The organism is Wenxinia marina DSM 24838 (genome assembly GCF_000379485.1).
GTDB lineage: Bacteria > Pseudomonadota > Alphaproteobacteria > Rhodobacterales > Rhodobacteraceae > Wenxinia > Wenxinia marina.
In genome coordinates this window covers 1-22,164 of record NZ_KB902300.1, presented here as the reverse complement: position 1 = coordinate 22,164, position 22,164 = coordinate 1, and the positions used below count along the sequence as shown (strand labels likewise).

The window sequence follows — 22,164 nt, the reverse complement described above, 5'->3', positions numbered from 1 at the left end:
GCGGGCGCGCGCAGGCTCCGGGCCACGGCTGCCCGGCACGGGACTCCGACGTACTCGCGGACCGCCGGTCGCATGACGAGGGTCGGTCATATTCTTGCCAGCTTGGCGACAACCTCTGATAGCAGAGCAGGGCAGGGCAGTCTTCAGCAAGGGCCAACGATGCCGAACGCCATATTGCGCAAGCGCGCGATCGAGACACTGATCGGCACCACGCTGGCGGTTCTGCTGACGCTGGCCGTCGTCGCCGGGGCGTTCAAGCTGTCGAGTTCGCTGCACGAAGACCGCCTCAGCGACCTGCGCCTTCAGGGCACGCTCGAGCTGGTCGAGCTTCGGGAGAAGATCGAGGCGGACGTCCACACCACCCTGTCGTCGCTGCGGCAGATCGGCACGGCGCTGCAGATCGATCCGGACATGTCTCAGGCCGAGTACAGCGATCTCGCATTCTCGATCGCCGGCAAGAACTCGGCGATCATCAATCTCGCCGCTGCGACGGATTTCCGGCTTTCCCTCGTCTACCCGTACGAAGAGAACAGCTCGATCCTGGGGTTCGATCTGCGGGATTATCCCGACCAGCTGGCCGGTGTCACGCAGGCCGTGGAGGCCGGGGACATGATCGTCGCAGGTCCCCTTGATCTGGTTCAAGGCGGCGTGGGATCGATCGCGCGCTACCCCGTCTTCGTGCCGGGAGACGAGGGCGACGACCGCCTCTGGGGCATAGCCTCCCTCGTCTTCGACCATTCGGGATTGATCGCAGCCGCGATCGGGAACTCCATCGGATCGGACTACCGGCTTCTGGTCACGTCCGACGGCCTGCGCGACGCGGACCGCCGAACTCTCTTCGGCGACATCGACGTTCGCTCCGCCGCCGATCCCATCGAACTGGACTTCGATTTCTCCGGGGGTGACTGGACGTTCCTCGCCGTTCCGGAGAACGGCTGGCCGAGCAACGCGATCAGCCACCCCCACAACATCGCGATTGCTGTCCTCGCAGCCCTCGCCATCGTGGCGATCTGGCTCATTCAGATCATCATGAGGAGCCGGAACAGGGCGGAAGTCCAACTTCTTCGCGCGGTGGAGGCGATCGACGGCGGGTTCGCAATGTTCGACGCCGGAGGCCGCCTCCTTTCGTTCAACGCGGCCTATGCCCGGATGTACGACAGATGTCGCGATGCCATCCGTAGGGGCGCTCGGTTCGAGGACATCCTGAGGACCGGCCTGGCGAACGGTCAGTACCCGGACGCCGTCGGCCGTGAGGAAGAGTGGCTGAAGGACCGCCTGGAGCTGCATGCCCATCCGAGAGGCGAGTTCGATCAGCGCCTCTCGAACGGCCGGTGGGTCCGGATCAGCGAGCGCAGGTCCGAGGACGGAGTTCTCGTCAGCATTCGTGTGGATGTCACCGAGCTGAAAGAGGCGCAGGCCGCGGCCGAGGAGGCGAACCGCGCCAAGACGGACTTCCTGAGCGTCCTGAGCCACGAGCTTCGCACGCCGCTGTCGGTCATCACCGGTTTCGTCCGCCTGGTCGGGATGGAGGGGGCAATGCCGGAATCCCGCCGCCTCGCCTCGGCGCTGGCCGAGACGCCGGACGTCCCTCTTCCCGTCAGAAGCGCCATAGAGGCGCGGGAAAGTTCGATCGCGCAGACGATGCGAACGGTCCTTCGTTCGGCCGAGCACCTCCTCTTCCTCGTCGAGGAGATGCTCGACTTCGGCCAGGTCGAGGCCGGAAAACTCACCGTGCGGCCGTCGAACTGCGATGTTGCGGCCCTCATCGCCGCGGCGACCGATCAATGCGGCGAAAAGGCCCGGCGCAAAGGCATTCTTCTTGAAACGGAGAATGCGGACGCCTGGGTCGTGGCAGATCCCAAGCGGACCCATCAGATCCTGCTCAACCTGATCGGCAACGCGATCAAGTTCACCGAGGCCGGGTCGGTGCGCATATCGGTCGAAGCCGGGGACGAGGCCGTGGAGATTGCCGTGTCCGACAGCGGTCCCGGAATAGCCGTCTCGGAACTGGGAAAGATCTTCGAGCCGTTCTACCAGGTGGATTCGTCGTCGGTGCGTCGGGCAGGCGGCACCGGGCTCGGCCTCGCCATCGCGCGCAATCTGGCAGAGCTGCAGGGCGGATCGCTGACCGTGTCCAGCACGGAAGGCATCGGCAGTCGTTTCGCGCTCCTCCTCCCGCGGTCCCATGACGAGCCGATGCGCCTCGCGGGGGAGTAAGGCCTGGTCGGCGTGGCGAGAGGCGTCGTCGCGGGGTGGGCCCGTTTGTCCGACAGCGACGTTTCCGCAAAACTTGATCGGCCGATCTGTCTGTCGAAGCGCAGTCGAGGCTGTCCGGCCTGCTCAGGTCGTCACGCCGGGAGGGGCAGGGTGGCGCAGCGGTCTGCGTGACCGACGATCAGGAGGCGATGACGATGGCGCCGCATCGTCGTGGCGAACGCCGGAGGGATCGACCAGATCGGCGCGTCGATGGACCTCGACGAGAAGCGCGCCTCGTTCTTCGTCGCGGCCTTCAGTGGCGTCCGACCGGACCGGCCAGCCGGGCGGCGATCCAGACCCGCCGAAGGTCCGCGCGTCCCCGGCCGGCCGGCGGCAGGTGGGCGCGCAGACCGCCTTCATTGGAAGGTCCCGGGGCAAGGGCCGTGCGATCCGAGAGCGGTTCACATTCCATCCGACAGCACCTAGTTTGACGCGGGGTCGGAAGGGGACCGACGTGAAGATTCTGCTGGTTGATGACGATCCGCTCATCCGTAGCGTGCTGGTCGAGGCGCTGAGGCACTCGGGCTATACCGACGTGACCGAAGTCGATTCCGCCGAGGAGGCCGTCCGCACCATTGCCGGATCGGGCCTGCAGTTCGATTGCTTCCTCGTCGATCTGAGGATGCCCGGAGCCGACGGCGACATCCTGTGCCGCTGGCTGCGGGGGCTGGCCATGTACAAGACGACGCCGATCATCATGATCACCGCTGCCCGGCACGAAGACGAAATCAGCCTGGCCTTCGAGTCCGGCGCCTCCGATTACCTCACCAAGCCTCTGGACCTGGGCGAGTTCGCCGAGAAGGTTCGAAGGATCGATGGCGCTTTCCCTGCCGGGGAAAAGCGCTCGACGGACCGGGCGGCGAACGGAGCAGGACCAGTGCATTTCGAGCCGGCCCGGATGCTTGGCGGGGTGCCTCGCGAAATCGATTTCGTTTCGATGGAGAACTACCTTCGCCGCATCAGCGCGTCCAATGCGGCGGACGTCGAACTGTTCGCGGTGGCGATCCGCGATGCGGCACGCCTGAATTTCGTCTGTTCATCCACCGAGTACGCCGATCTGCTTCGTCAGGTGGCCCACGCCGTCGCAAGGCAGGTCGGACCCGATGATTGCTTCATCGCCCACAAGGGCGATGGGACGCTCGTCTGTGTCAGCCGTCGCCATGATCGCCCGAAACTCCAGTGGAGGGGCGTCGAGTCGGCCATTCAACGACAGGTGGAGAACGTGTCCGTGCCGTCGTCGGGGAGCGACAGCATCGGTCTGTCCATCCAGATGAGCGAGCCGCAAGACGTTTCGTCGCGTACCGGAGAGCAGGCGGTCGAGGCGATGCGCCGGGCCGCGGCGGACGCCGAGCGCAGCGATCGGCCCGTCGCGTCGCCGGCGGGCTGAAGCGCCGACCACTCGCGGCGGCGCTGTCATCGCCCGCTCACTTCTGCGCTACTTTCGCGGGCGGACGGGGAGCCGCCCCTCGTCTGTCCATTTCATGAACATAGAAAGGTCTAGATCGTCGTTCAGACCATCCGGAACGGGATCGTCTTCCTGCGACCCATAGTTCAAGGCGGGCAGAGCTGTGCAACCAGTCTTTCGAGGTCTAGCGGCGATCCGATCATCCGGCCGATGCGTCGCGGCTCGCGGACGTCCGATCTTCCCTCCACTGGTCGAAGGAGCGAGCGGTTCGTGAAAATCCTTCTCGTAGACGACGATCCGATCTTCCTGTCGCTCCTGACGGTGTCGCTGAGCGAGCTGGGATACGAGGACGTCACGCTGCGCACCTCGGGCCGGGACGCCCTGGAGCGACTGAAAGCGCGCGACCAGTTCGACGTGTTTCTTCTCGACGTCGACATGGACGGGATGGACGGCATCGAACTCGGCAAGAAGATCCGCAAGCTTCGCCGCTATCGTGACGCCGTCATCATCATGGTCACCGCCCGTCGGGACCAGCCGACCATCCATGCGGCCTTCCGGCTCGGCGCCAGCGGCTATCTGACGAAGCCCGTCAACCTCAACGCTCTCGGGTCCCTCCTCGTCGATGCGGCGATGATCCGGAACCGGAACCTCGTCCTCGCCGAAGCGCGCAAGGAAGTGGACGCCCCCGTGGGATATCAGGGCATGTTGTCCGGCGGACCGTACAACCAGATCGAGTTCAGGAGCATCCAGAACTTCATCAGCCTCCCGGCGATGACGAACTATCTCAGCAGCATCTCGCAGAAGATGATCATGGACAGCATGTCGCTGAAATTCCAGGTCCGCGAATTCGGCGAGCTGCGATCCACGATGTCGCCGGAAGAGTACCATCCCATCCTCGCAGACGCGGCCGAATCGATCTCTCTCGCCTTGAAAGCGGTCGATCCGATGATAACATATACGGGTGGAGGTCAGTTCGTCGCGGTGATGAAGCGGTCCACTGTCCGTGTCGTTCTCGAAATGGCCAGACTTGCGGACGAGATCCTGCAGAAGATGCAGTCCGACGTAGGCGAACCGGCGCGCATCCGCATTTCGATCGCTGTCGCCGAACCCTTCATCCCGATCGATCGGCCTGCCCCCGAACGGAACTGCCTGTTGTCCGGCGCCGCCGCGCAGAACATCATCGAGACATGAGCGGACCCGGCACCCGAAGTTGGAAACGAGGCCCTTAAGGGGTGGAGCGATGGCGGATCTGAAGAAAGTCCTTCATGTCGACGATGACGAGGACATCCGCGTCATTGCCGGCATGGCGCTCGAAGCCGTCGGAAGCCTGACCGTGTGCCCCTGTGAGAGCGGCCCGGACGCCTTGCAGAAGGCGCCGGATTTCCAGCCCGACCTGTTCCTGCTGGACTACATGATGCCGGGCATGGACGGCGAGGAGACGGCGAAACAGCTGCATGCGATATCCGGATTGGAATCGGTGCCCGTCGTGTTCATGACGGCGCGAGTCCAGGGCGACGTCACCCGTACCCTTCTCGACAACGGGGCCATCGGAGTGATCTCGAAGCCCTTCGATCCGATGACGCTGGCCGATCAGCTGGCGGCGATCTGGGAAAAGTTCCAGCGCCGGTCGCCGGGGCAGGGCGTCTAGAGCGGCCCTGTTGCGTCGGCATGGCATCGAATATCAGTCTCAGAAGGTTATGGGTATGAGTTCCAACGCGACCACCGCCATCGACACGCTCTCGGACAGCCTGAGTTCGATCCGCGTGCGCTTCATGTCCGACCTGGAACTCCGGGAGCAGGAGCTCCGCTCGCTCGCCACCGGAGAGATTTGCGACGTCGCCCGGGAGGACAGGCACCATCAGGCCCGACGCATCGCACATCGCCTTGCGGGGGTGTCGGGCACTCTGGGGTTTCCGGCGCTCGGAAACTTGGCGGCAGACGTCGATGACGCGATCGGCCGTGCGCTCGCGGTGCCGGGAGATGCGGGACGGACCGCGGCAGCCGACGGCGCCGTCGCGAGATTGGCCGAAGCCATCGGCTCCGTCGTGCGGTCGGGGCGGGATATCCACGGCCTTTAGGTCCCTGGCTCCTCACCACCCTCGACGCCATGCTCCGCCACTGCCGCGACTACGCCGCATGAGGATTCCAGTGGTTCGAGGCCGGGACGGGCGGTGAGGGGGCGTGAAGGCGCGCCTACTCCGGCAGCGCCTCGATCAGCACGATCGCGTGGGCCCACGGGTGGTCGTCGGTCAGCGAGACGTGGATGTGGGCACGGTGGCCCGGCGGCGTCATGCGGTCCAGCCGCTCCTTCGCCCAGCCGGTGACGTGCATCACCGGCTGGCCGGTGCGGATGTTCGAGACCTGCATGTCGCGCCAGGCGATGCCCATCCGCAGGCCCGTCCCCAGCGCCTTGGAGCACGCCTCCTTGGCCGCCCAGCGCTTGGCGTAGGTCTCCGCCACGGTGCGCGGACGACGGTCCGCCTTGCGGCGCTCCGTCTCGGTGAAGACGCGCGTCAGGAAGCGCTCGCCGAACCGGGCGATCGTGCCCTCGATCCGCTCGATGTTGCACAGGTCGGTGCCTATCCCGAGGATCATCCGCTCTCCCGTCCGGTCGCGGGCGCGGCCCCGGGGCGGGGCAGCGGCAGGTCCGCTAGGTCCCTTTGCGACATACGCGAGATCGCGGGATGATCAATCGGGTCGCGGGGCGACGGGGCTGGGGCGGGGCCGAGCACGGCGTGGATCAGGTTCAGCATGGCAGGGAGGCACGCTGCCCGGCCTGCGCGAGGCGGGCTTCGGCCGGATTAGTCCGCCGGGGCCCCGTCGCCCGCCAGCCGCTTCAGCGTGAGCGCGCCGGTGGCCGGATCGACCGTGAGGCCGAGCGCGTAGACCGCCTGCCCTCCGCCCTCGACGAAAAGGGTGCGGACCGGCATCTTGATCGTCACGCCGCGCGTCGGATGGGCCTCTTCCTGCGCGCTGGCGAGAGCGGCGACGTCGAAGGGCGTCTCCTCGGCCGCAATTACAGCGGTGCAGGTGCCGGCAGCCTCGACGTAGAGAGACTGGCCGCCGTCGTCCGCGGCGACCGTCACCCGGACCGCACCCTCGGCGAAGGTGCGTTCGGTGCCGTCCGGCAGCGGATCGGGGCAGGGGCCGGCGACCTGCGCGGCCGCGGGGCCGGCGGCGAGGGCGAGGTACAGCGCCAGCGCCCTCATCGCGCCGTCACCTCGCCCTCGGCGCGGTTCACGGTCACCCAGACGCTCTCCGGCTGGAACGCCATGCCGTCGAAGACCTGGATCGGCACCCGAACGGTGAGGCCCGTTGCGGCGTCGTAGGACGCCTCCGCCGTCGGCAGGTCGAGGGCGCCCCAGCCCATCTCGTCCGCCGTGGTGACGATCCGGCAGGACTGGAAGCCTTCGTAGGGGTCCGGGAAGGTGACCATCAGGTGCGCACCGCAGCAGGCGGGCTCGTCCATGAGCAGCGACATCAGCACCACGTCGCCGTTCGCGAACTCGCGGATCGCCTCGTCGTAGGGGCGGGCGAGGTTGCGGGCGTTGGCGATGTGGGTGTCGCAGTCGCGGACCATCGGCTGCGCGGCGAGCGCGGCCGGGGCGAGCGCGACCAGGGCGGCAAGGGCGTGTCTCATGGCGTCTCCTCTCGGCCGTGATGATGGCTCACCCGCGGGCCTCGTCCATGCAGCGGCGCATTTCCGCGATCGCGTCGGGCAGGCCGCGGAAGATCGCCTCCCCGATCAGGAAGTGGCCGATGTTCAGCTCGCGCACCTGCGGCAGGGCGGCGACCGAGCCGACCGTGTCGTAGGTCAGGCCGTGGCCGGCATGGACCTCCAGCCCCAGCTGGTCGGCCAGAGCCGCCATCTCGGTCAGGCGCGCCAGCTCGGCGTCGCGGTCGGCGAACCGGCCCTCGGCGTGGGCGTCGCAGTAGGCGCCGGTATGCAGCTCCACCACCGCGGCGCCGATGCGCGCTGCCGCCTCGATCTGCGGGCGGTCGGCGGCGATGAAGATCGAGACGCGGCAGCCCGCCTCGGCCAGCGGCGCGATGAAGTGGGCCAGCCGGTTCTCCTCCCGCGCGACCTCGAGCCCGCCCTCGGTCGTCCGCTCCTCGCGCTTCTCGGGGACGATGCAGACGGCGTGGGGGCGATGGCGCAGCGCGATCGCCTGCATCTCGTTCGTGGCCGCCATCTCGAAGTTCAGCGGCAGCGTGAGCGCGCCCATCAGCGCCTCGATATCGGCGTCCGAGATGTGGCGCCGGTCTTCGCGCAGGTGCGCGGTGATGCCGTCGGCGCCCGCCTCCTCGGCCAGCTTCGCGGCGCGCACCGGGTCGGGCCAGGCGCCGCCGCGGGCGTTCCGGACGGTGGCGACATGGTCGATGTTTACGCCGAGACGCAGGGGCGGGGACATGTCTGATCTCCTCGGAGGCGGGCGGGCGAGCGCCCGCGGGGGACGCGGATCGGCGCCCGCCGGTGTCGGTGTCGCGCGTCCCGAACGCAGTTCGCGCCCGCCGGTTCTAGCGCGGCGGCCCGCTCGTGTCAGCGGGCGGCGTCGGCCCCTTCGCCAGCTTGTCGAGGCGGTTGCGCAGGATCTTCTTGCGGCGGTTCTGGTGCGCCGCGATCAGCGGCACGATCATGTAGTAGACCACCGTCGAGGCGATGACGCCCGGGACCAGGCCGCCGATCAGGTAGGGCAGGAACACCTCGTCGTAGAACACGGCGAGACGGTCCCAGTGCGCCGTCTCGGGCGTGAAGACGGCGAGGAAGTTGTGCCACAGGTCACGCCCCGCGCCCGCGAACTTGCCGCCGAGCCCGACCTCGATGTCGCCGGTGGGGCTCGTGCCGAGGATCCAGTGGCCCGTCGTCAGGGCCACCACCCCGATCGGCACGTAGGTCAGCGGATTGCCGAAGAAGGTTCCGAGCAGCGCGGCGAGGATGTTGCCGCGCATCAGCCGCGCCAGCACCGCCGCGACGATGAAGTGGAAGCCGTAGAACGGCGTCCAAGCGGCGAAGACGCCGGCCCAGACGCCGCGGCCGATCTTGGACGGCGTATCGGGAAGGCGGCGCAGGCGGTGCTTGACGTATTCGAACGCCCGGCTCCACCCGCCACGCGGATACAGCGCCTCGAGCGCCGCCCGGCCGACCGATCGTCTGTCCCTGCGCTTGAAGACCAATCGGTCCCCCGTTCCCCGTCAGGCCCGCTCGGGCACCTGGTGCGCCCGCGTCGGGTCGCGGTGACGCCCGATCGAGGACACGTTGCTTTCTGCCTCCAGCGCCGTCTGGACCCGGTGCAGATGCTCGGCGTCCCTCAGGTCGACGTCGATCAGCAGCCGGTAGTAGTCCGGCTTGCGGTCGATGAAGCTGAGATCCGAGATATTGGCCGACTGCTCTCCGATCAATGTGCAGATGCGGCCGAGCACGCCCGCGTCATTGCTGATCGTGATGTCGAAGGTGACCGTGTTCACGGCCTTGTGCTGGCCTTCCTGCCACCGCAGGTCCAGCCAGCGCTCGGGCTGGTCCTCGTACTCCGCCAGCGTGGGGCAGTCGATCGCGTGCACGACGACGCCCTGCCCGCGGAAGGTGATGCCGACGATGCGCTCGCCCGGGACCGGCTGGCAGCAGGGCGCGCGGCGGAAGCTGACGTCGTCGCCGAGGCCGACGACGGCGCGCTTCTCGTCCACCTCGTCGCCCTTGCGCTGGGCAAGGTCGGGGTAGAGGGCGCGCACCACCTCGCGGCTGGTCACTTCCGCGGACCCGAGGCGCGCCAGCAGTTCGTGCGAATCCGGCAGGCCAAGGGTGCGGGCCGCCAGCGCCAGGGCCTTCTCGTTGGCGTGCTTGCCGACGTTCTCGAACGCGACGCGGGCCAGCTCGCGCCCCAGCTTGACGAAGCGCTCGCGGTCCTCCTCGCGCAGGGCGCGGCGGATCGCGGTCTTGGCGCGGCCGGTGACGGCGATGTCGATCCAGGTAGATTGCGGCGACTGTCCCTCGGCGGTGATGATCTCGACCGACTGGCCGTTCTTGAGACGGGTCCACAGCGGCACCCGCATCCCGTCGACCTTGGCGCCGACGCAGGCATGGCCGATCCGGGTGTGGATCGCGTAGGCGAAGTCGATCGGCGTGGCGCCCCGGGGCAGCTTGATGACCTCGCCCTTGGGCGTGAAGCAGAAGACCTGGTCGGTGTACATCTCGAGGCGCACCGCCTCGAGGAACTCGTCGTGGCCCTGCTCCTCGCCGAACCGCTCGGTCAGCGAGGCGATCCACTTCACCGGGTCCACGGCGAAGCGGTTCTCGACCCGCTCGCCGTCGCGGTAGGACCAGTGCGCGGCGACCCCGGCCTCGGCCACCTCATGCATCTCGCGGGTGCGGATCTGCACCTCGACCCGCTTGCCGTCGCGGCCCGAGACGGTGGTGTGCAGCGAGCGGTAGCCGTTCGACTTGGGGTTGGAGATGTAGTCCTTGAACCGGCCCGGAACGAGCTTCCACCTGCGGTGGATCACGCCGAGGACGCGGTAGCAGTCCTCCTCCGTCGTCGCGATGACGCGGAAGCCGTAGATATCGGACAGGCGCGAGAAGCCTTGGCCCTTCTCCTGCATCTTGCGCCAGATCGAGTAGGGCTTCTTGGCGCGGCCGTAGACCTCGGCCGGAATGCCGGCATTGCCCAGCTCGCCCCGCATGTCGGTGGTGATCTTCTGGATCACGTCGCCGGTCTCGCGCTGGAGCATCACGAAGCGGCGCATGATGGACGAGCGCGCCTCGGGGTTCAGCACCTTGAAGGCGAGGTCCTCGAGCTCCTCGCGCATCCACTGCATGCCCATCCGCCCGGCGAGCGGGGCGTAGATGTCCATCGTCTCGCGGGCCTTCTGGGCCTGCTTCTCGGGCCGCATCGACTTGATCGTCCGCATGTTGTGCAGACGGTCGGCCAGCTTGACGAGCGTGACCCGCAGGTCGCGCGACGTCGCCATGAAGAGCTTGCGGAAGTTCTCGGCCTGCTTGGTCTCGGTCGAGGCGAGCTGCAGGTTCGTCAGCTTGGTCACGCCGTCGACGAGGCCGGCGATCTCGGCGCCGAAGCGGGCCTCGATCTCGGCGAAGCTGGCCTTGGTGTCCTCGATCGTGTCGTGCAGCAGCGCGGTGACGAGCGTGCCGTCGTCCATCTGCTGCTCGGCCAGGATGGCGGCCACGGCGACCGGATGCGTGAAGTAGGGCTCGCCCGAGTGGCGGAACTGGCCCTCGTGCATGCGGGCGCCGAACGCGTAGGCGTCGCGGATCAGCGCCTCGTTGGTGCGGGGGTTGTAGGTGCGGACCAGGCTGATGAGGTCACAGGCGGTCGTCATCCGGTCCGCACTCCGAAGGGGGCGCGCGCGGCGCCCCCGGTCGGGCCGCTCAGCGCTGGCCCTGCGCTTCCATCAGCTGACGCAGGAGGTTCTCCTCCGTCATGTCGTCCTGGGCCGGCTTGTCCTGTTCGGCGCCCATGAGGAGGGCCATCTGGTCCTCTTCCGGCTCGTCGACCTCGATCTGGGTCTGGTTCGCCTCGATCATCCGCTCGCGCAGGTCGTCGGCCTGCTGCGTCTCCTCGGCGATCTCGCGCAGGGCGACGACGGGGTTTTTGTCGTTGTCGCGCGGAACCGTGGGATGACCGCCGGACGCGATCTCCCGGGCCCGGTGCGAGGCGAGCAGGACAAGCTCGAACCTGTTCGGGACCTTGTCGACGCAATCTTCGACGGTAACGCGGGCCATTGGCTACTCCGGTTCTTCGGGGAGGGCAGGTCGGAAGCCCCCCACATAAGGAGGTCGTCGGGGATTGACAAGTTGATTTGCTCAGGTTTCCGGGGGCAGCGCCACCACGGCGTCGCGATCGGCGGCCGGCTGCCGCGCCAGCATCTGCGCCACGGTCAGCCCCAGCAGGGGATGCGTCCAGTCGGGCGCGACGTCCGCCAGCGGCACCAGGACGAAGGCGCGGTCCTGCATCCGCGGATGCGGCAGGAGAAGCCGGTCCGGAGTCTCGGTCCGCTGACGCTCGGGTGGAAGGTCGATCCAGCGGCGCAGGGTCGCGGCGTCGGGCGCGACTTCGCCGTCCACCGCCAGGAGGTCGAGGTCGAGCGTCCGCGCGCCCCAGCGCCCGGCCCGGACGCGCCCGAACGCCGCCTCCACCCCGTGAAGCACGGAGAGGATGCGGCCCGCCGAGTGCCGCGTGACGACCGCCATGGCGGAGTTGACGAAGTCGGGACCGCTGCCGGCCGGATAGGCCGGAGTCCTGTAGAACCGGGCGTGGCGGATATCCGCCGGATCCGCGTGGAGTTGCGACGAGACTTCGCCGGTCGCCTTGCGCAGCGTGTCCAATGGCCTTCCGTCGCGGCTGTCGATATTGCTACCTAGCGCGATGAGGGCCGTCCTGCGAGGCGACGTCGCGTCCCCCGCTTGCCCGGAACCTTGCACCATGTCACCATCCCTTTACATAGAAGGCGCGTTCGGAACTCCACTCACTCCCCGGGCGCCCAGGAAGGATGTTTTAGATGTTTTATCGGGATGAGCGCCTCGCGCTCTTCATCGATGGCTCGAATCTCTATGCGGCCGCGAAATCACTCGGGTTCGACATCGATTACAAGCTGCTTCGGCAGGAATTCATGCGTCGGGGCAAGCTGCTCCGCGCCTTCTACTACACGGCCCTTCTGGAGAACGACGAGTATTCTCCGATCCGCCCGCTGGTGGACTGGCTGCATTACAACGGCTTCTCAATGGTGACGAAGCCGGCCAAGGAATACACCGACAGCCAGGGCCGCCGTAAGGTCAAGGGCAACATGGACATCGAGCTGACGGTCGACGCGCTCGAAACCGCCCAGCACGTGGATCACATCGTCCTGTTCTCCGGCGACGGCGACTTCAAGCCGCTGGTCGACGCCCTGCAGCGCAAGGGAGTGCGGGTCTCGGTCGTCTCGACGATCCGCAGCCAGCCGCCGATGATTGCCGACGAGCTGCGCCGCCAGGCCGACAACTTCATCGAACTGGACGATCTCAAGGAGGTCATCGGTCGCCCGCCGCGCGAGCCGCGGATCGAGCGCGAGGACGTGCGCCAGTCGGCGGACTCGGAGGACTGAGGGCGCTATCGGTGCCGGCCAGGACCAGGTCCGTCCGTTGGGGTGATCGCGAGTTCAGGCTCGCGTGCCTTGCCGACGGATCCTGGCAGGGGATCGTCGTTGGAGAGAGTTCACGAAGATACACCGCCGCTTCCGAGCGAGAGTTGATCGAGCGACTCCAGGCCGCTGTTGGCGAGAGCGCCCCCGCATTCTTCGGATACCCGGGAGCGCTTCAGCGGTTCCTGGCCCTCTTTCCGGCTGGATTCTCCGATCCTGCATACATCGGAGATCGGAGGTCGGGAGAGGCGGCCTACAAGCGAGCCGCGATAGAGCGGGCACGGTCCGAGCTTCCGTTGAATAGGTGGAGAGAGGTGGGGGCGCCGGGTCAGACGGCGCTGAGGCTTTTCCAGGCCACGAACCTGGTCGACCCGTACACCAAAGCGAAGCTTGCCGATGTCCTTCGGAGCAGCGACGCCGTTCGGTTCCTGTCGCTGTCGGAAGCGCTGGCTCACGGCGACGTCTCTGCAGCCTGCAGTGGTTTGGTCCGCTTTCGTGACGCCGGGTTGTGCAAGTGGACCGCGTTGACCTACCTCCCCTTCCTATGGCGGCCAGACGCCCACTTCTATCTGAAGCCGGTTTTTACCTTAGAGTTTGCGCGGCGGGTGGGTCATGCCTTCGTCTACGAGTACGAAAGCACGCCCAATCCTGCGACTTACGCGGCGCTCCTCGATCTGGTCTCGCAGACTCGGAAGGCGGTGGACGACCTGAAGCCCCAAGACAACGTGGACATTCACTCGTTCATGTGGGCGGCCATCAACTACACCGAACGGGGAGACAGCGAGGACTGACATGGTCTGGACGCTGCTCCCTCCGTTGCTTAACTCGGGTGTCGATGACCGATCTTAACCCCCTCACTCTCCACCTCGCCGCGCCGCGCGGGTTCTGCGCCGGCGTCGATCGCGCGATCAAGATCGTGGAGCTGGCGCTCTCGAAATGGGGCGCGCCGGTCTACGTGCGGCACGAGATCGTGCACAACCGCTACGTCGTCGACGACCTGCGCGCCAAGGGCGCCGTCTTCGTCGAGGAACTCGACGAGTGCCCGCCGGACCGCCCCGTCGTCTTCTCCGCCCACGGCGTGCCGAAGGCGGTGCCGGCCGAGGCGTCGCGGCGCGAAATGATCCACGTCGACGCGACCTGTCCCCTCGTCACGAAAGTCCACATCGAGGCCGGCCGCCACTTCGAGGAGGGGCGGCAGCTCGTCATGATCGGCCATGCCGGCCACCCCGAGACGCTGGGCACGATGGGCCAGCTCCCGCCGGGCGAGGTGCTGCTGGTCGAGACGGTGGCGGACGTGGGCCAACTGGAGGTGCGCGACCCGGACCGGCTCGCCTTCGTGACCCAGACCACGCTGTCGGTGGACGACACCGCCGACATCGTCGCCGCGCTGCAGGCGCGGTTTCCGGGCATCGAGGGGCCGCACCGCGAGGACATCTGCTACGCCACCACCAACCGGCAGGGCGCGGTCAAGGCGATGGCGCCGGACTGCGAGGCGCTGCTGGTCGTCGGCGCGCCGAACTCCTCCAATTCGAAGCGGCTGGTCGAGGTGGCGGCGAAGGCCGGCTGTGCCTATGCGCAGCTGATCCAGCGCGCCGCCGACATCGACTGGCGGGCGCTGGGCGACGTCCGATCGGTCGGGCTGACCGCCGGCGCCTCGGCGCCCGAGGTGCTGGTCGAGGAGGTGGTCGACGCCTTCCGCGCCCGGTTCGACGTGACGGTCAGGCTGGTCGAGACCGCGGTGGAGCGGGTCGAGTTCAAGGTCCCGCGCGTCCTGCGCGAGCCGGCGTGACGTCCGCCCTTGACGCCCGGCCCCGGCCGGGCAGGGTGCGGCCATGACGCTCCAGTTCCTCCTGACCTCGCTCGTCGTGTGCCTGATCCCGGGCACCGGCGTCGTCTACACGCTGGCCGTCGCGCTCGGCCGGGGCCGGGGCGCGGCGATGTGGGCCGTGCTCGGCTGCACCCTCGGGATCGTGCCGGCGCTGCTCGCCGCGGTGCTGGGGCTGGCGGCGGTGCTCCATGCCTCGGCGCTGGCCTTCGCCGTCGTGAAATGGGCCGGCGTCGCCTACCTCGCCTGGATGGCCTGGGGCGCGCTGACGGGCGGCGGGGCGCTGGCGGTGCAGCCGGAGGCGCGGGCGGAGGCCGGCTGGCGGATCGCGTGGCGCGGCGTCCTGCTGAACGTGCTGAACCCCAAGCTGTCGGTCTTCTTCCTCGCCCTGCTGCCGCCGTTCCTGTCGGGCGAGCCGGCCACGGCGACGGCCGAGATGCTGGCGCTCGGCGGCGTCTTCATGGGCATGACCGCGGCGACCTTTCTCGTCTACGCCCTGTTCGCGGACGCGCTGCGCGGCCGCCTGCTGGCGTCCGAGCGGGCGATGGCGTGGCTCAACCGCTCGTTCGCGGCGGTCTTCGCCCTCCTCGCCGGGCGGCTGGCGCTGGCCCGGGCGTGAGGTCCATCCCCGCCGCCCCGCTGGCGCTCGGCCTCGCCGGGCTGCTGCCGTTCCTCTGGGGTGCGGCCTGCGTGCTGTGGCCTGATCTGGCGATGTGGACCGCCCGCGCCGTCGGCCCGCGCTTCGCCGGTCCCTACGTGCAGCTGTCCTACGGCACGGTGATCCTCGCCTTCATGTCGGGCGTCCTCTGGGGCTTCGCCACGAAGGCCGAGGGGCGGCAGGCGGCGGTCGGCTACGCCCTGTCCGTGATCCCGGCACTCTGGGCGTTCTTCATGGTTGGTGCCGGGCCGGTCTCGGCGGCGATGAACCTGATCTTCGGGTTCCTCGGCCTGCTGCTCCTCGACTGGCAGTTCGCCCGCTGGGGCCTTGCGCCGCGCTGGTGGATGACGCTGCGGGTGCTGCTGACGGCGGTGGTCGTCCTGTGCCTGCTGCCGGTGGCGTTCGGCTGATGGCGGAGCTCTACGCCTACACGGACGGCGCCTGTTCCGGCAATCCGGGGCCGGGCGGCTGGGGCGCCCTGCTGATCGCCCGCGACGGCGAGGCGGTGGTGCGCGAGAGGGAGCTGTCGGGCGGCGAGGCGCAGACCACGAACAACCGGATGGAGCTGATGGCGGCGATCTCGGCGCTGGAGGCGCTGGACCGGGCGGCGGCGATCACCGTCGTCACCGACAGCGCCTACGTGAAGGGCGGGATCACCGAGTGGATCGCCGGCTGGAAGCGCAAGGGCTGGCGCACCTCGACCGGCAAGCCGGTGAAAAACGAGGATCTGTGGCGGCGGCTGGAGGAGGCCGCGGGGCGGCACCGGGTGCGCTGGGAATGGATCAAGGGCCATGCCGGCCATCCCGAAAACGAGCGGGCGGACGCGCTGGCCCGGGCGGGAATGGCGCCGTTCAAGCCCAAGCGCTGACGGCGGACGACGCTCGCGCGCGCCTGCGGCGGCGCACCGCCCCGCCCGCCGTCCCCTGCTTCGCACGCCCTCGCCCCGAGAAGGGGACAGGCTGCGACGTCGGGATCTCTGCTGGGGAGGCGGTTCAGGGGCAGGTGTGCCCTGAACGCGCCTGTTCGATGGTTCGTGCGATTCGCGTTCGGAGAGAAGTCGCTCCACTGGAGCGATTTCTGATCCTCCTCACCCTCAAGGATACCCGGCTTCGCCGGCGCCTGCGGCGTTCTTGACCCTCCGCCGAATCGCGAAGAAGGCGCTCAGTCCCCGCGCGTAGCGCCGGGAACCCACAGGACGTCGGCGCGGCCCCCGTCGTTCGCCATCCGGGCGGCGCAGAACAGCCAGTCGCTGAGGCGGTTGAGGTAGCGGATCGCGGCGGGGTTCACGTCCTCGGCCTCGGCGAGGTGCGTCGCCATCCGCTCGGCCCGGCGGGCGACGGTGCGCGCCAGGTGCAGGTGCGCCGACAGGGCGGAGCCGCCGGGCAGGATGAAGCTGCGCAGCGGGTCCAGCACCTTCGTCATCGCGTCGATCTCGCGCTCGAGCCGGTCGGTCTGGCCGTCGGTCATCCGCAGCACCGGGTGACCGGCCTCGCCGTCGCGGTCCATGTCCGGGCGGCAGAGGTCGGCGCCGAGGTCGAACAGGTCGTTCTGGATCGCGGCGAGGCGGGCGTCGGTCTCGCCCTCCGCATGCAGGCGCGCGAGGCCGAGCGTGGCGTTCAGCTCGTCCACGGTGCCGTAGCTCTCGACCCGGAGCGCGTGTTTCGGGACCCGAGCGCCGTTGCCGAGGGCGGTGTCGCCCTTGTCGCCGGTTCGGGTGTAAATCCTGTTCAGGACGACCATGTCAGCCTCCGCGGCGCAGCCAGACGAACAGCAGGATCAGCGCCACCGCCACCGCCTGGGCGCCGATGCGCCAGCGCATGATGCGGTTCGCGTTGCGACGGTTGAACTCGCCGCCCACACCGAAGGTGCCGACGCCGAAGAGCAGGATCCCCGCGACGGCGAGGACCGCGACCATGACTACCCAGAAGAGCGGATCGTCCCGCATGTGCCGTTCCCGTCCAAGGTTGCCGCCCGAGATAGCAGGTCCGCCCCGGGCGGCAAGTCAGCTCGCCCCCAGGATCCGGTCGAGCAGGCGCGTCGAAAGCGCGCGCTTCAGGACGCCCGCGCCGTGGGCCGGAATCGTCACGGCGTAGCGGGGGCGGGGCCGGGGGCTCTCGATCGCGTGGATCAGCTTCTCCGTCACCGCCGAGGGCGGCAGTTCGAACCGATCGGGGCCGCCTTCCTCGTACAGGCGGTGCAGCAGCGTCTCGTATTCCTCGCGCCGGGCCGAGGCGCGCCAGTCGACCCAGCGCTCGAAGTGGGGGATGGAATTGGCGCGGATCCTCGTGGTGATCGAGCCGGGCTCGATCAGCGCGACGTGGATGCCGGTGCCCGCCATCTCCATCCGCAGGACGTCCGTCAGTCCCTCCATCGCGAACTTGGTGGAGACGTAGGCGCCCCGCCACTTGCGCGCGACGATGCCGAGGACGGAGGAGCAGTTGACGATCCGGCCGTGACCCTGAGCCCGCATCGCGGGCAGGACGGCCCGGGTGAGCTGGTGCGGGCCGAACAGGTTGGCGGAGAAGATGTCCTCGAGCGCGCCGCGGGGGAGGTCCTCGACCGCGCCCGGGCAGGCATGGGCGCCGTTGTTGAAGAGGGCGTCGAGGGTGCCGCCGGTCGCCTCCAGCACCTCGGCGACGGCCGCGTCGATCGAGGCAGGATCGTGGTGGTCGATCCGCGGCGCCTCCATCCCCTCGGCGCGGCGGGCGGCGCGGTCGACTTCGCTGCGGCAGGCGGCGAAGACGCGCCAGCCGCGCGCCTTCAGCGTGCGCGCGGCGTCGAGGCCGATGCCCGAGGAACAGCCGGTGATGAGAATGCTGCGTGGCGCCATGCGGAACTCCCGGTCGCGGTGCCGCGCCGTGATGCGGCAGCCGCGGCCGGGGGGCAAGGCATCACTGCGTGAGGAAGCGGTCCGCGACCCAGCCCTCGAGCCCGTCTCCTTCCAGCCGGACAAGCGCCCAGCCGCTGCCGTTTGACGAGACGAGGGTCACTTCCTCGCCGCGGGTCAGCTGGCCGACCACGCCGTCGCCCGTGGAGGGGCCGGAGCGGACGTTCAGGCGGTTCGCGTCGACGATGCGGACGTCGACGGCCGCCGCCGCGACTTCAGTCGGCGCCATGTCGGCCGCGCCTCCGGTCAGGGGCGAGCCGTCGAGCGACTCGCTGAGCGAGACGAAGGTCGGCGCCAGGTCGCCCGCTCCGGGCTCGATGACCGACGTGGACGGATCGGCGTCGAGGCCGGCGAGGTCGATGGCCTCGTCCGACGGTTGCGGTTCGGATGGAACCACGGCGGCGATGGCCTCGGAGGACGACGCCGCGGCAGGCGCAGGCGCGGCTTCGGCGGAGGCGATGAGTTCCTTGGGCCAGGGCTCGGGTCGGAAATCGGTGCCTCCGGACAGTTCGAAGAAGGCCCAGCCGAGAAACAGGAACGAGACGATGACGAAGCGGCTCACGGGTCCCTCTCCTTTTCGTGCGATTGCTCTGATTTCCTCTTCAACACGGTAAACCGATTCTGCGTTCCCACCGCGCCGAAAGTTTCGGCGGGCTCGGCGCGCCATCCGCTTGCCGCCTCGCCGACGCGTCGCTAGACAGCATCTATGCCAGGCGAGACCGACGACCCCAACATCGGCCCCGAGGGCGCGCCCGGATCGGGGGGCGTGCAGGACGTGGCCGAGCCGCTGCGCCGCGCGATCGGCGACCGCTATCTGACCTACGCGCTGTCGACGATCATGAATCGGGCGCTGCCGGACGCCCGCGACGGGCTGAAGCCGGTGCACCGGCGCATCCTCTACGCCATGCGCGAGCTGCGCCTGTCCTCCACCGGGGGCTTCCGCAAGTCGGCGAAGATCAGCGGCGACGTGATGGGGAACTACCACCCGCACGGCAACCAGGCGATCTACGATGCGATGGCGCGCCTCGCGCAGGACTTCAACGTCCGCTACCCGCTGGTCGACGGTCAGGGCAATTTCGGCAACATCGACGGCGACAATCCGGCGGCCGAGCGCTACACCGAGGCCCGCCTGACTGCGGCCGCCGAGGCGCTGATGGAAGGACTGGCCGAGAACGCGGTCGACTTCCGCCCGAACTACGACGGCACGCTGGAAGAGCCGGTCGTGCTGCCGGCGGCGTTTCCGAACCTGCTCGCCAACGGCTCCTCCGGGATCGCCGTGGGCATGGCGACGAACATCCCGCCGCACAACATCGACGAACTGATCGAGGCCTGCCTGCACCTCATCAAGTCGCCCGACGCCCGCGACGACACGCTGCTGAACTACGTCCAGGGCCCCGACTTCCCGACCGGCGGTGTCATCGTCGAGCCGCCCGCCTCGATGGCCGAGACCTATCGCACCGGGCGCGGCGCCTTCCGCCTGCGCGCGAAGTGGGAGGTGGAGGATCTGGGCCGCGGCACATGGCAGATCGTCGTCACCGAGATCCCCTACCAGGTCCCGAAGTCCAAGCTGATCGAGCGGCTCGCCGAGATCATCCAGCTCAAGAAGGTGCCGCTGCTGGCCGACGTGCGCGACGAGAGCGCGGAGGACGTGCGCATCGTGCTGGAGCCCAGGGCGCGGACGGTGGAGCCGGACATGCTCATGGGCATGCTGTTCCGGAACTCGGACCTGGAAATCCGCTTCTCGCTGAACATGAACGTGCTGATCGACGGGCTGACCCCGAAGGTCTGCTCGCTGAAGGAGGTGCTGCGCGCCTTCCTCGACCACCGGCGCGAGGTGCTGCTGCGCCGCTCGCGGCACCGGATGGCCAGGATCGACCACCGGCTGGAGGTGCTGACCGGCCTCATCACCGCGTTCCTGAACCTCGACCGGGTGATCGAGATCATCCGCTACGACGACGACCCCAAGGCCGCGCTGATGTACGAGGACTGGTCGCGGCCGCACCAGGACACGTTGTCCCGCGCGATGCGCGAGGCGGACTACGTCTCGCCGCTCGTCGGCGTGGACACGGGCGCGCTGACGCTGGTGCACGATCCGGACGCGCTGCCGACCGGCGTGCTGGCCGAGGATGCGCCCGAGGGGATGCCCCGGACCTTCGCCGGGCGGGAGAACGGCCTGTCCGACGTGCAGGCCGAGGCGATCCTGAACATGCGCCTGCGCAGCCTGCGGCGCCTCGAGGAAGAGGCGCTGGTGAAGGAGCGGGACGCGCTGATGGAGGAGCGGGCGGGCCTCGAGGATCTGCTCGACGACGAGGCGCTGCAATGGAAGCAGATCGCCGCGCAGCTGCGCGACGTGCGCAAGGCGTTCGGCAAGGACGCCCCCGGCGGCGCCCGCCGCACCGCCTTCGCCGAGGCGCAGGTGATCGAGGAGGTCCCCCTCGAGGCGATGATCGAGCGCGAGCCGGTCACCATCGTCTGCTCCGAGATGGGCTGGGTGCGGGCGCTGCGCGGGCACGTCGCGCTCGACAGCGAGATGAAGTTCAAGGACGGCGACAAGGGGCGCTTCGTCTTTCACGCCGAGACGACGGACCGGATCCTCGTCTTCGGCTCGAACGGGCGCCTCTACACCGTCCAGGCCTCGACCCTGCCGGGCGGGCGCGGCATGGGAGAGCCGCTGCGCCTGATGATCGACCTGCCGAACGAGGCGCAGATCGTCGCGATGATGCCCTACCGGCCGGGCGGCAAACTGCTCGTCGCCTCCTCCGCCGGCGACGGGTTCGTGGTGCCCGAGGACGAGGTCGTGGCGCAGACCCGCGCCGGCAAGCAGGTGCTGAACGCGAAGGATGGCGTCGCGGCCGTCGCGTGCAAGAGGATCGCCGGCGATCACGTCGCGATCGTCAGCCAGAACGGCAAGCTGCTGGTGTTCCCCGTCGCAGACCTGCCCGAGATGGGCCGGGGCAAGGGCGTGCGGCTGCAGAAGTACAACCTCGCCCGCGGCAAGCAGGGCACGCTGGAGCTGGACGGCGGTCTCAGCGACATCACGACGTTCGACCTCGCGGACGGGCTTTCCTGGACGATGGGCGGCGGCAAGACGCGGACGGAAACGAACATCGCCGACTGGCTGGGTCCGCGCGCCGGGGTGGGCAAGCGTCCGCCCCACGGCTTCCCCAAGAGCTACCGGTTCGACTGAAGGGCGGGCCGCCGGCCTATTCGCCGATCAGCTGGCAGATCACCGGCAGGGTGCGGCCGGCGAGGTCGGCCACGGCGTCCTCCACCAGGTCGCAGTGGAGGATGTTGTCGGGATCGCCCTCGCGCGCGGAGTAGACGTTGTCCAGCAGCCGCGGCGCGAGGACGGACGCCACGTCCGCACCGTCCGGCACGGCGGGCAACGCGACGGTCAGCGGCCGGGGATCCACGATTGTCGTCGAGGACGCCAGCTGGACCTGCCCGATCTCGTCCACCGGCACGTCCGCGGATGCGGGCTCGCCGTACCACCAGGCGGCGACGGTCACCCTCTCGCCCAGGGCGGCGAGCCGGGCGGCGGCCGCCGGCGAATAGTCGAGGGCGAGGTCGATGCGGTCGCCTTGCGCCGATGCGGCGCCGGCGAGGCCGAGGGCGGTGGCGGCGAAAAGGGCGGGGCGGGTCATGGGGCGAAGCTTTCGCGCGGAGGACGGTCCCGCCACTAGGAGCCGCGGGCGACGCTCCGTCAAGCGCCGGGCGGTGCCGGCGGCGAGAGCGGCTTGATTTCCCTCCCGCGACAAAATACATCGCCCGCGATCCGAAACCGGGCCGTCCTCGGACCCCAGAACCACAAGAGGCTGAAGGCACATGGCCAAGGCAAAGTTCGAACGCAACAAACCGCACGTGAACATCGGGACGATCGGTCACGTGGACCACGGCAAGACGACGCTGACGGCGGCGATCACGAAGTATTTCGGCGAGTTCCGGGCGTACGACCAGATCGACGGCGCGCCGGAGGAGAAGGCGCGCGGGATCACGATCTCGAC

Annotated in this window: 26 protein-coding genes; 13 read left to right on the top strand and 13 right to left on the bottom strand. The window is 68.8% G+C overall.

Features of this window, described 5'->3' with window-relative positions; translation table 11 throughout:
• The first annotated feature begins 159 nt into the window (after window positions 1-159).
• The 5 genes from A37W_RS22930 (at window position 160) to A37W_RS0114365 (ending at window position 5,739) form a co-directional block, all read left to right on the top strand.
• Window positions 160-2,217, top strand: a complete 2,058-nt coding sequence (locus A37W_RS22930; RefSeq protein ID WP_169337586.1) for an ATP-binding protein — start codon at window positions 160-162, stop codon at window positions 2,215-2,217.
• A gap of 493 nt (window positions 2,218-2,710) precedes the next feature.
• Entirely contained in the window at window positions 2,711-3,643 is a 933-nt protein-coding gene (locus A37W_RS23840; RefSeq protein WP_018303740.1) for a response regulator transcription factor, read from the top strand.
• Between the two features lie 288 nt (window positions 3,644-3,931).
• A complete protein-coding gene (locus tag A37W_RS22925; protein WP_018303739.1) occupies window positions 3,932-4,852 on the top strand; it encodes a response regulator in 921 nt (306 codons plus the stop codon).
• 49 nt (window positions 4,853-4,901) lie between these two features.
• Window positions 4,902-5,309: a response regulator gene (locus A37W_RS0114370; RefSeq protein ID WP_018303738.1), complete on the top strand. Its 408-nt coding sequence runs from the start codon at window positions 4,902-4,904 to the stop codon at window positions 5,307-5,309.
• A 55-nt stretch (window positions 5,310-5,364) separates the two neighbouring features.
• The gene (locus A37W_RS0114365) at window positions 5,365-5,739 is read left to right on the top strand and encodes an Hpt domain-containing protein (RefSeq protein ID WP_018303737.1); all 375 of its coding nucleotides are present in this window, start codon (window positions 5,365-5,367) and stop codon (window positions 5,737-5,739) included.
• A gap of 115 nt (window positions 5,740-5,854) precedes the next feature.
• Here A37W_RS0114365 and acpS read toward each other — a convergent pair whose 3' ends face one another.
• The 8 genes from acpS to folK all read right to left on the bottom strand — a co-directional run bounded on the left by acpS (window position 5,855) and on the right by folK (window position 12,098).
• Window positions 5,855-6,256: a holo-ACP synthase gene (gene acpS, locus A37W_RS0114360; RefSeq protein ID WP_018303736.1), complete on the bottom strand. Its 402-nt coding sequence runs from the start codon at window positions 6,254-6,256 to the stop codon at window positions 5,855-5,857.
• Window positions 6,257-6,462: 206 nt separating this feature from the next.
• Window positions 6,463-6,870: a hypothetical protein gene (locus A37W_RS0114355; RefSeq protein WP_018303735.1), complete on the bottom strand. Its 408-nt coding sequence runs from the start codon at window positions 6,868-6,870 to the stop codon at window positions 6,463-6,465.
• A complete protein-coding gene (locus A37W_RS0114350; protein ID WP_018303734.1) occupies window positions 6,867-7,301 on the bottom strand; it encodes a hypothetical protein in 435 nt (144 codons plus the stop codon). The genes A37W_RS0114355 and A37W_RS0114350 overlap by 4 nt, the downstream gene beginning before the upstream one ends.
• Window positions 7,302-7,329: 28 nt before the next feature.
• Window positions 7,330-8,073, bottom strand: a complete 744-nt coding sequence (locus A37W_RS0114345) for a pyridoxine 5'-phosphate synthase (RefSeq protein WP_018303733.1) — start codon at window positions 8,071-8,073, stop codon at window positions 7,330-7,332.
• 106 nt (window positions 8,074-8,179) lie between these two features.
• A complete protein-coding gene (locus A37W_RS0114340) occupies window positions 8,180-8,836 on the bottom strand; it encodes a DUF2062 domain-containing protein (RefSeq protein ID WP_018303732.1) in 657 nt (218 codons plus the stop codon).
• Between the two features lie 18 nt (window positions 8,837-8,854).
• Window positions 8,855-10,993 (bottom strand): RelA/SpoT family protein, encoded by a 2,139-nt coding sequence (locus tag A37W_RS0114335; protein ID WP_018303731.1) that lies wholly within the window; start codon window positions 10,991-10,993, stop codon window positions 8,855-8,857.
• 49 nt (window positions 10,994-11,042) lie between these two features.
• The gene (rpoZ, locus tag A37W_RS0114330) at window positions 11,043-11,396 is read right to left on the bottom strand and encodes a DNA-directed RNA polymerase subunit omega (RefSeq protein WP_018303730.1); all 354 of its coding nucleotides are present in this window, start codon (window positions 11,394-11,396) and stop codon (window positions 11,043-11,045) included.
• A gap of 81 nt (window positions 11,397-11,477) precedes the next feature.
• Window positions 11,478-12,098 (bottom strand): 2-amino-4-hydroxy-6-hydroxymethyldihydropteridine diphosphokinase, encoded by a 621-nt coding sequence (folK, locus tag A37W_RS0114325; protein WP_081617147.1) that lies wholly within the window; start codon window positions 12,096-12,098, stop codon window positions 11,478-11,480.
• Between the two features lie 74 nt (window positions 12,099-12,172).
• Here folK and A37W_RS0114320 point away from each other — a divergent pair, with 74 nt between their 5' ends.
• The 6 genes from A37W_RS0114320 (at window position 12,173) to rnhA (ending at window position 16,141) form a co-directional block, all read left to right on the top strand.
• Window positions 12,173-12,754, top strand: a complete 582-nt coding sequence (locus A37W_RS0114320) for a LabA-like NYN domain-containing protein (protein WP_018303728.1) — start codon at window positions 12,173-12,175, stop codon at window positions 12,752-12,754.
• A gap of 143 nt (window positions 12,755-12,897) precedes the next feature.
• A complete protein-coding gene (locus A37W_RS0114315; protein ID WP_156169340.1) occupies window positions 12,898-13,581 on the top strand; it encodes a hypothetical protein in 684 nt (227 codons plus the stop codon).
• Window positions 13,582-13,625: 44 nt separating this feature from the next.
• Entirely contained in the window at window positions 13,626-14,579 is a 954-nt protein-coding gene (ispH, locus tag A37W_RS0114310; RefSeq protein ID WP_018303726.1) for a 4-hydroxy-3-methylbut-2-enyl diphosphate reductase, read from the top strand.
• A 43-nt stretch (window positions 14,580-14,622) separates the two neighbouring features.
• Window positions 14,623-15,234: a LysE family translocator gene (locus tag A37W_RS0114305; RefSeq protein WP_018303725.1), complete on the top strand. Its 612-nt coding sequence runs from the start codon at window positions 14,623-14,625 to the stop codon at window positions 15,232-15,234.
• The gene (locus tag A37W_RS0114300) at window positions 15,231-15,683 is read left to right on the top strand and encodes a DUF3429 domain-containing protein (RefSeq protein WP_018303724.1); all 453 of its coding nucleotides are present in this window, start codon (window positions 15,231-15,233) and stop codon (window positions 15,681-15,683) included. The genes A37W_RS0114305 and A37W_RS0114300 overlap by 4 nt, the downstream gene beginning before the upstream one ends.
• Complete coding sequence (gene rnhA / locus A37W_RS0114295) at window positions 15,683-16,141, top strand: ribonuclease HI (RefSeq protein WP_018303723.1); 459 nt, start codon at window positions 15,683-15,685, stop codon at window positions 16,139-16,141. Before A37W_RS0114300 ends, rnhA begins: the two co-directional genes overlap by 1 nt.
• Before the next feature lie 293 nt (window positions 16,142-16,434).
• On the opposite strand, the gene A37W_RS0114290 is transcribed toward rnhA, so the two are convergent.
• The 4 genes from A37W_RS0114290 to A37W_RS22045 form a co-directional block, all read right to left on the bottom strand.
• Window positions 16,435-17,013 (bottom strand): cob(I)yrinic acid a,c-diamide adenosyltransferase, encoded by a 579-nt coding sequence (locus A37W_RS0114290; RefSeq protein ID WP_018303722.1) that lies wholly within the window; start codon window positions 17,011-17,013, stop codon window positions 16,435-16,437.
• Between the two features lies 1 nt (window position 17,014).
• Entirely contained in the window at window positions 17,015-17,218 is a 204-nt protein-coding gene (locus A37W_RS0114285; protein WP_018303721.1) for a twin transmembrane helix small protein, read from the bottom strand.
• Between the two features lie 57 nt (window positions 17,219-17,275).
• A complete protein-coding gene (locus tag A37W_RS0114280) occupies window positions 17,276-18,103 on the bottom strand; it encodes an SDR family NAD(P)-dependent oxidoreductase (RefSeq protein ID WP_018303720.1) in 828 nt (275 codons plus the stop codon).
• Window positions 18,104-18,164: 61 nt separating this feature from the next.
• The gene (locus tag A37W_RS22045) at window positions 18,165-18,722 is read right to left on the bottom strand and encodes an SH3 domain-containing protein (RefSeq protein WP_018303719.1); all 558 of its coding nucleotides are present in this window, start codon (window positions 18,720-18,722) and stop codon (window positions 18,165-18,167) included.
• A gap of 144 nt (window positions 18,723-18,866) precedes the next feature.
• On the opposite strand from A37W_RS22045, the gene A37W_RS0114270 reads away from it, so the two are divergent.
• Entirely contained in the window at window positions 18,867-21,347 is a 2,481-nt protein-coding gene (locus A37W_RS0114270) for a DNA topoisomerase IV subunit A (protein WP_018303718.1), read from the top strand.
• 16 nt (window positions 21,348-21,363) lie between these two features.
• On the opposite strand, the gene A37W_RS0114265 is transcribed toward A37W_RS0114270, so the two are convergent.
• Entirely contained in the window at window positions 21,364-21,804 is a 441-nt protein-coding gene (locus A37W_RS0114265) for a hypothetical protein (RefSeq protein ID WP_018303717.1), read from the bottom strand.
• Between the two features lie 181 nt (window positions 21,805-21,985).
• Between A37W_RS0114265 and A37W_RS23395 the strand changes: the two genes are divergently transcribed.
• Window positions 21,986-22,164, top strand: a 179-nt coding sequence (locus A37W_RS23395) for a GTP-binding protein (protein WP_254656009.1), incomplete at its 3' end; no start/stop codon positions are given.

Bases quoted from the DNA above. Each gene is read 5' to 3' on its own strand.
- A37W_RS22930 (WP_169337586.1), top strand. From the start codon at position 160: ATGCCGAACGCCATATTGCGCAAGCGCGCGATCGAGACACTGATCGGC.
- A37W_RS0114370 (WP_018303738.1), top strand. From the start codon at position 4,902: ATGGCGGATCTGAAGAAAGTCCTTCATGTCGACGATGACGAGGACATC.
- A37W_RS0114365 (WP_018303737.1), top strand. From the start codon at position 5,365: ATGAGTTCCAACGCGACCACCGCCATCGACACGCTCTCGGACAGCCTG.
- acpS (WP_018303736.1), bottom strand. From the start codon at position 6,256: ATGATCCTCGGGATAGGCACCGACCTGTGCAACATCGAGCGGATCGAG.
- A37W_RS0114355 (WP_018303735.1), bottom strand. From the start codon at position 6,870: ATGAGGGCGCTGGCGCTGTACCTCGCCCTCGCCGCCGGCCCCGCGGCC.
- A37W_RS0114350 (WP_018303734.1), bottom strand. From the start codon at position 7,301: ATGAGACACGCCCTTGCCGCCCTGGTCGCGCTCGCCCCGGCCGCGCTC.
- A37W_RS0114345 (WP_018303733.1), bottom strand. From the start codon at position 8,073: ATGTCCCCGCCCCTGCGTCTCGGCGTAAACATCGACCATGTCGCCACC.
- A37W_RS0114335 (WP_018303731.1), bottom strand. From the start codon at position 10,993: ATGACGACCGCCTGTGACCTCATCAGCCTGGTCCGCACCTACAACCCC.
- rpoZ (WP_018303730.1), bottom strand. From the start codon at position 11,396: ATGGCCCGCGTTACCGTCGAAGATTGCGTCGACAAGGTCCCGAACAGG.
- folK (WP_081617147.1), bottom strand. From the start codon at position 12,098: ATGGTGCAAGGTTCCGGGCAAGCGGGGGACGCGACGTCGCCTCGCAGG.
- A37W_RS0114320 (WP_018303728.1), top strand. From the start codon at position 12,173: ATGTTTTATCGGGATGAGCGCCTCGCGCTCTTCATCGATGGCTCGAAT.
- ispH (WP_018303726.1), top strand. From the start codon at position 13,626: ATGACCGATCTTAACCCCCTCACTCTCCACCTCGCCGCGCCGCGCGGG.
- A37W_RS0114305 (WP_018303725.1), top strand. From the start codon at position 14,623: ATGACGCTCCAGTTCCTCCTGACCTCGCTCGTCGTGTGCCTGATCCCG.
- rnhA (WP_018303723.1), top strand. From the start codon at position 15,683: ATGGCGGAGCTCTACGCCTACACGGACGGCGCCTGTTCCGGCAATCCG.
- A37W_RS0114290 (WP_018303722.1), bottom strand. From the start codon at position 17,013: ATGGTCGTCCTGAACAGGATTTACACCCGAACCGGCGACAAGGGCGAC.
- A37W_RS0114285 (WP_018303721.1), bottom strand. From the start codon at position 17,218: ATGCGGGACGATCCGCTCTTCTGGGTAGTCATGGTCGCGGTCCTCGCC.
- A37W_RS0114280 (WP_018303720.1), bottom strand. From the start codon at position 18,103: ATGGCGCCACGCAGCATTCTCATCACCGGCTGTTCCTCGGGCATCGGC.
- A37W_RS0114270 (WP_018303718.1), top strand. From the start codon at position 18,867: ATGCCAGGCGAGACCGACGACCCCAACATCGGCCCCGAGGGCGCGCCC.
- A37W_RS0114265 (WP_018303717.1), bottom strand. From the start codon at position 21,804: ATGACCCGCCCCGCCCTTTTCGCCGCCACCGCCCTCGGCCTCGCCGGC.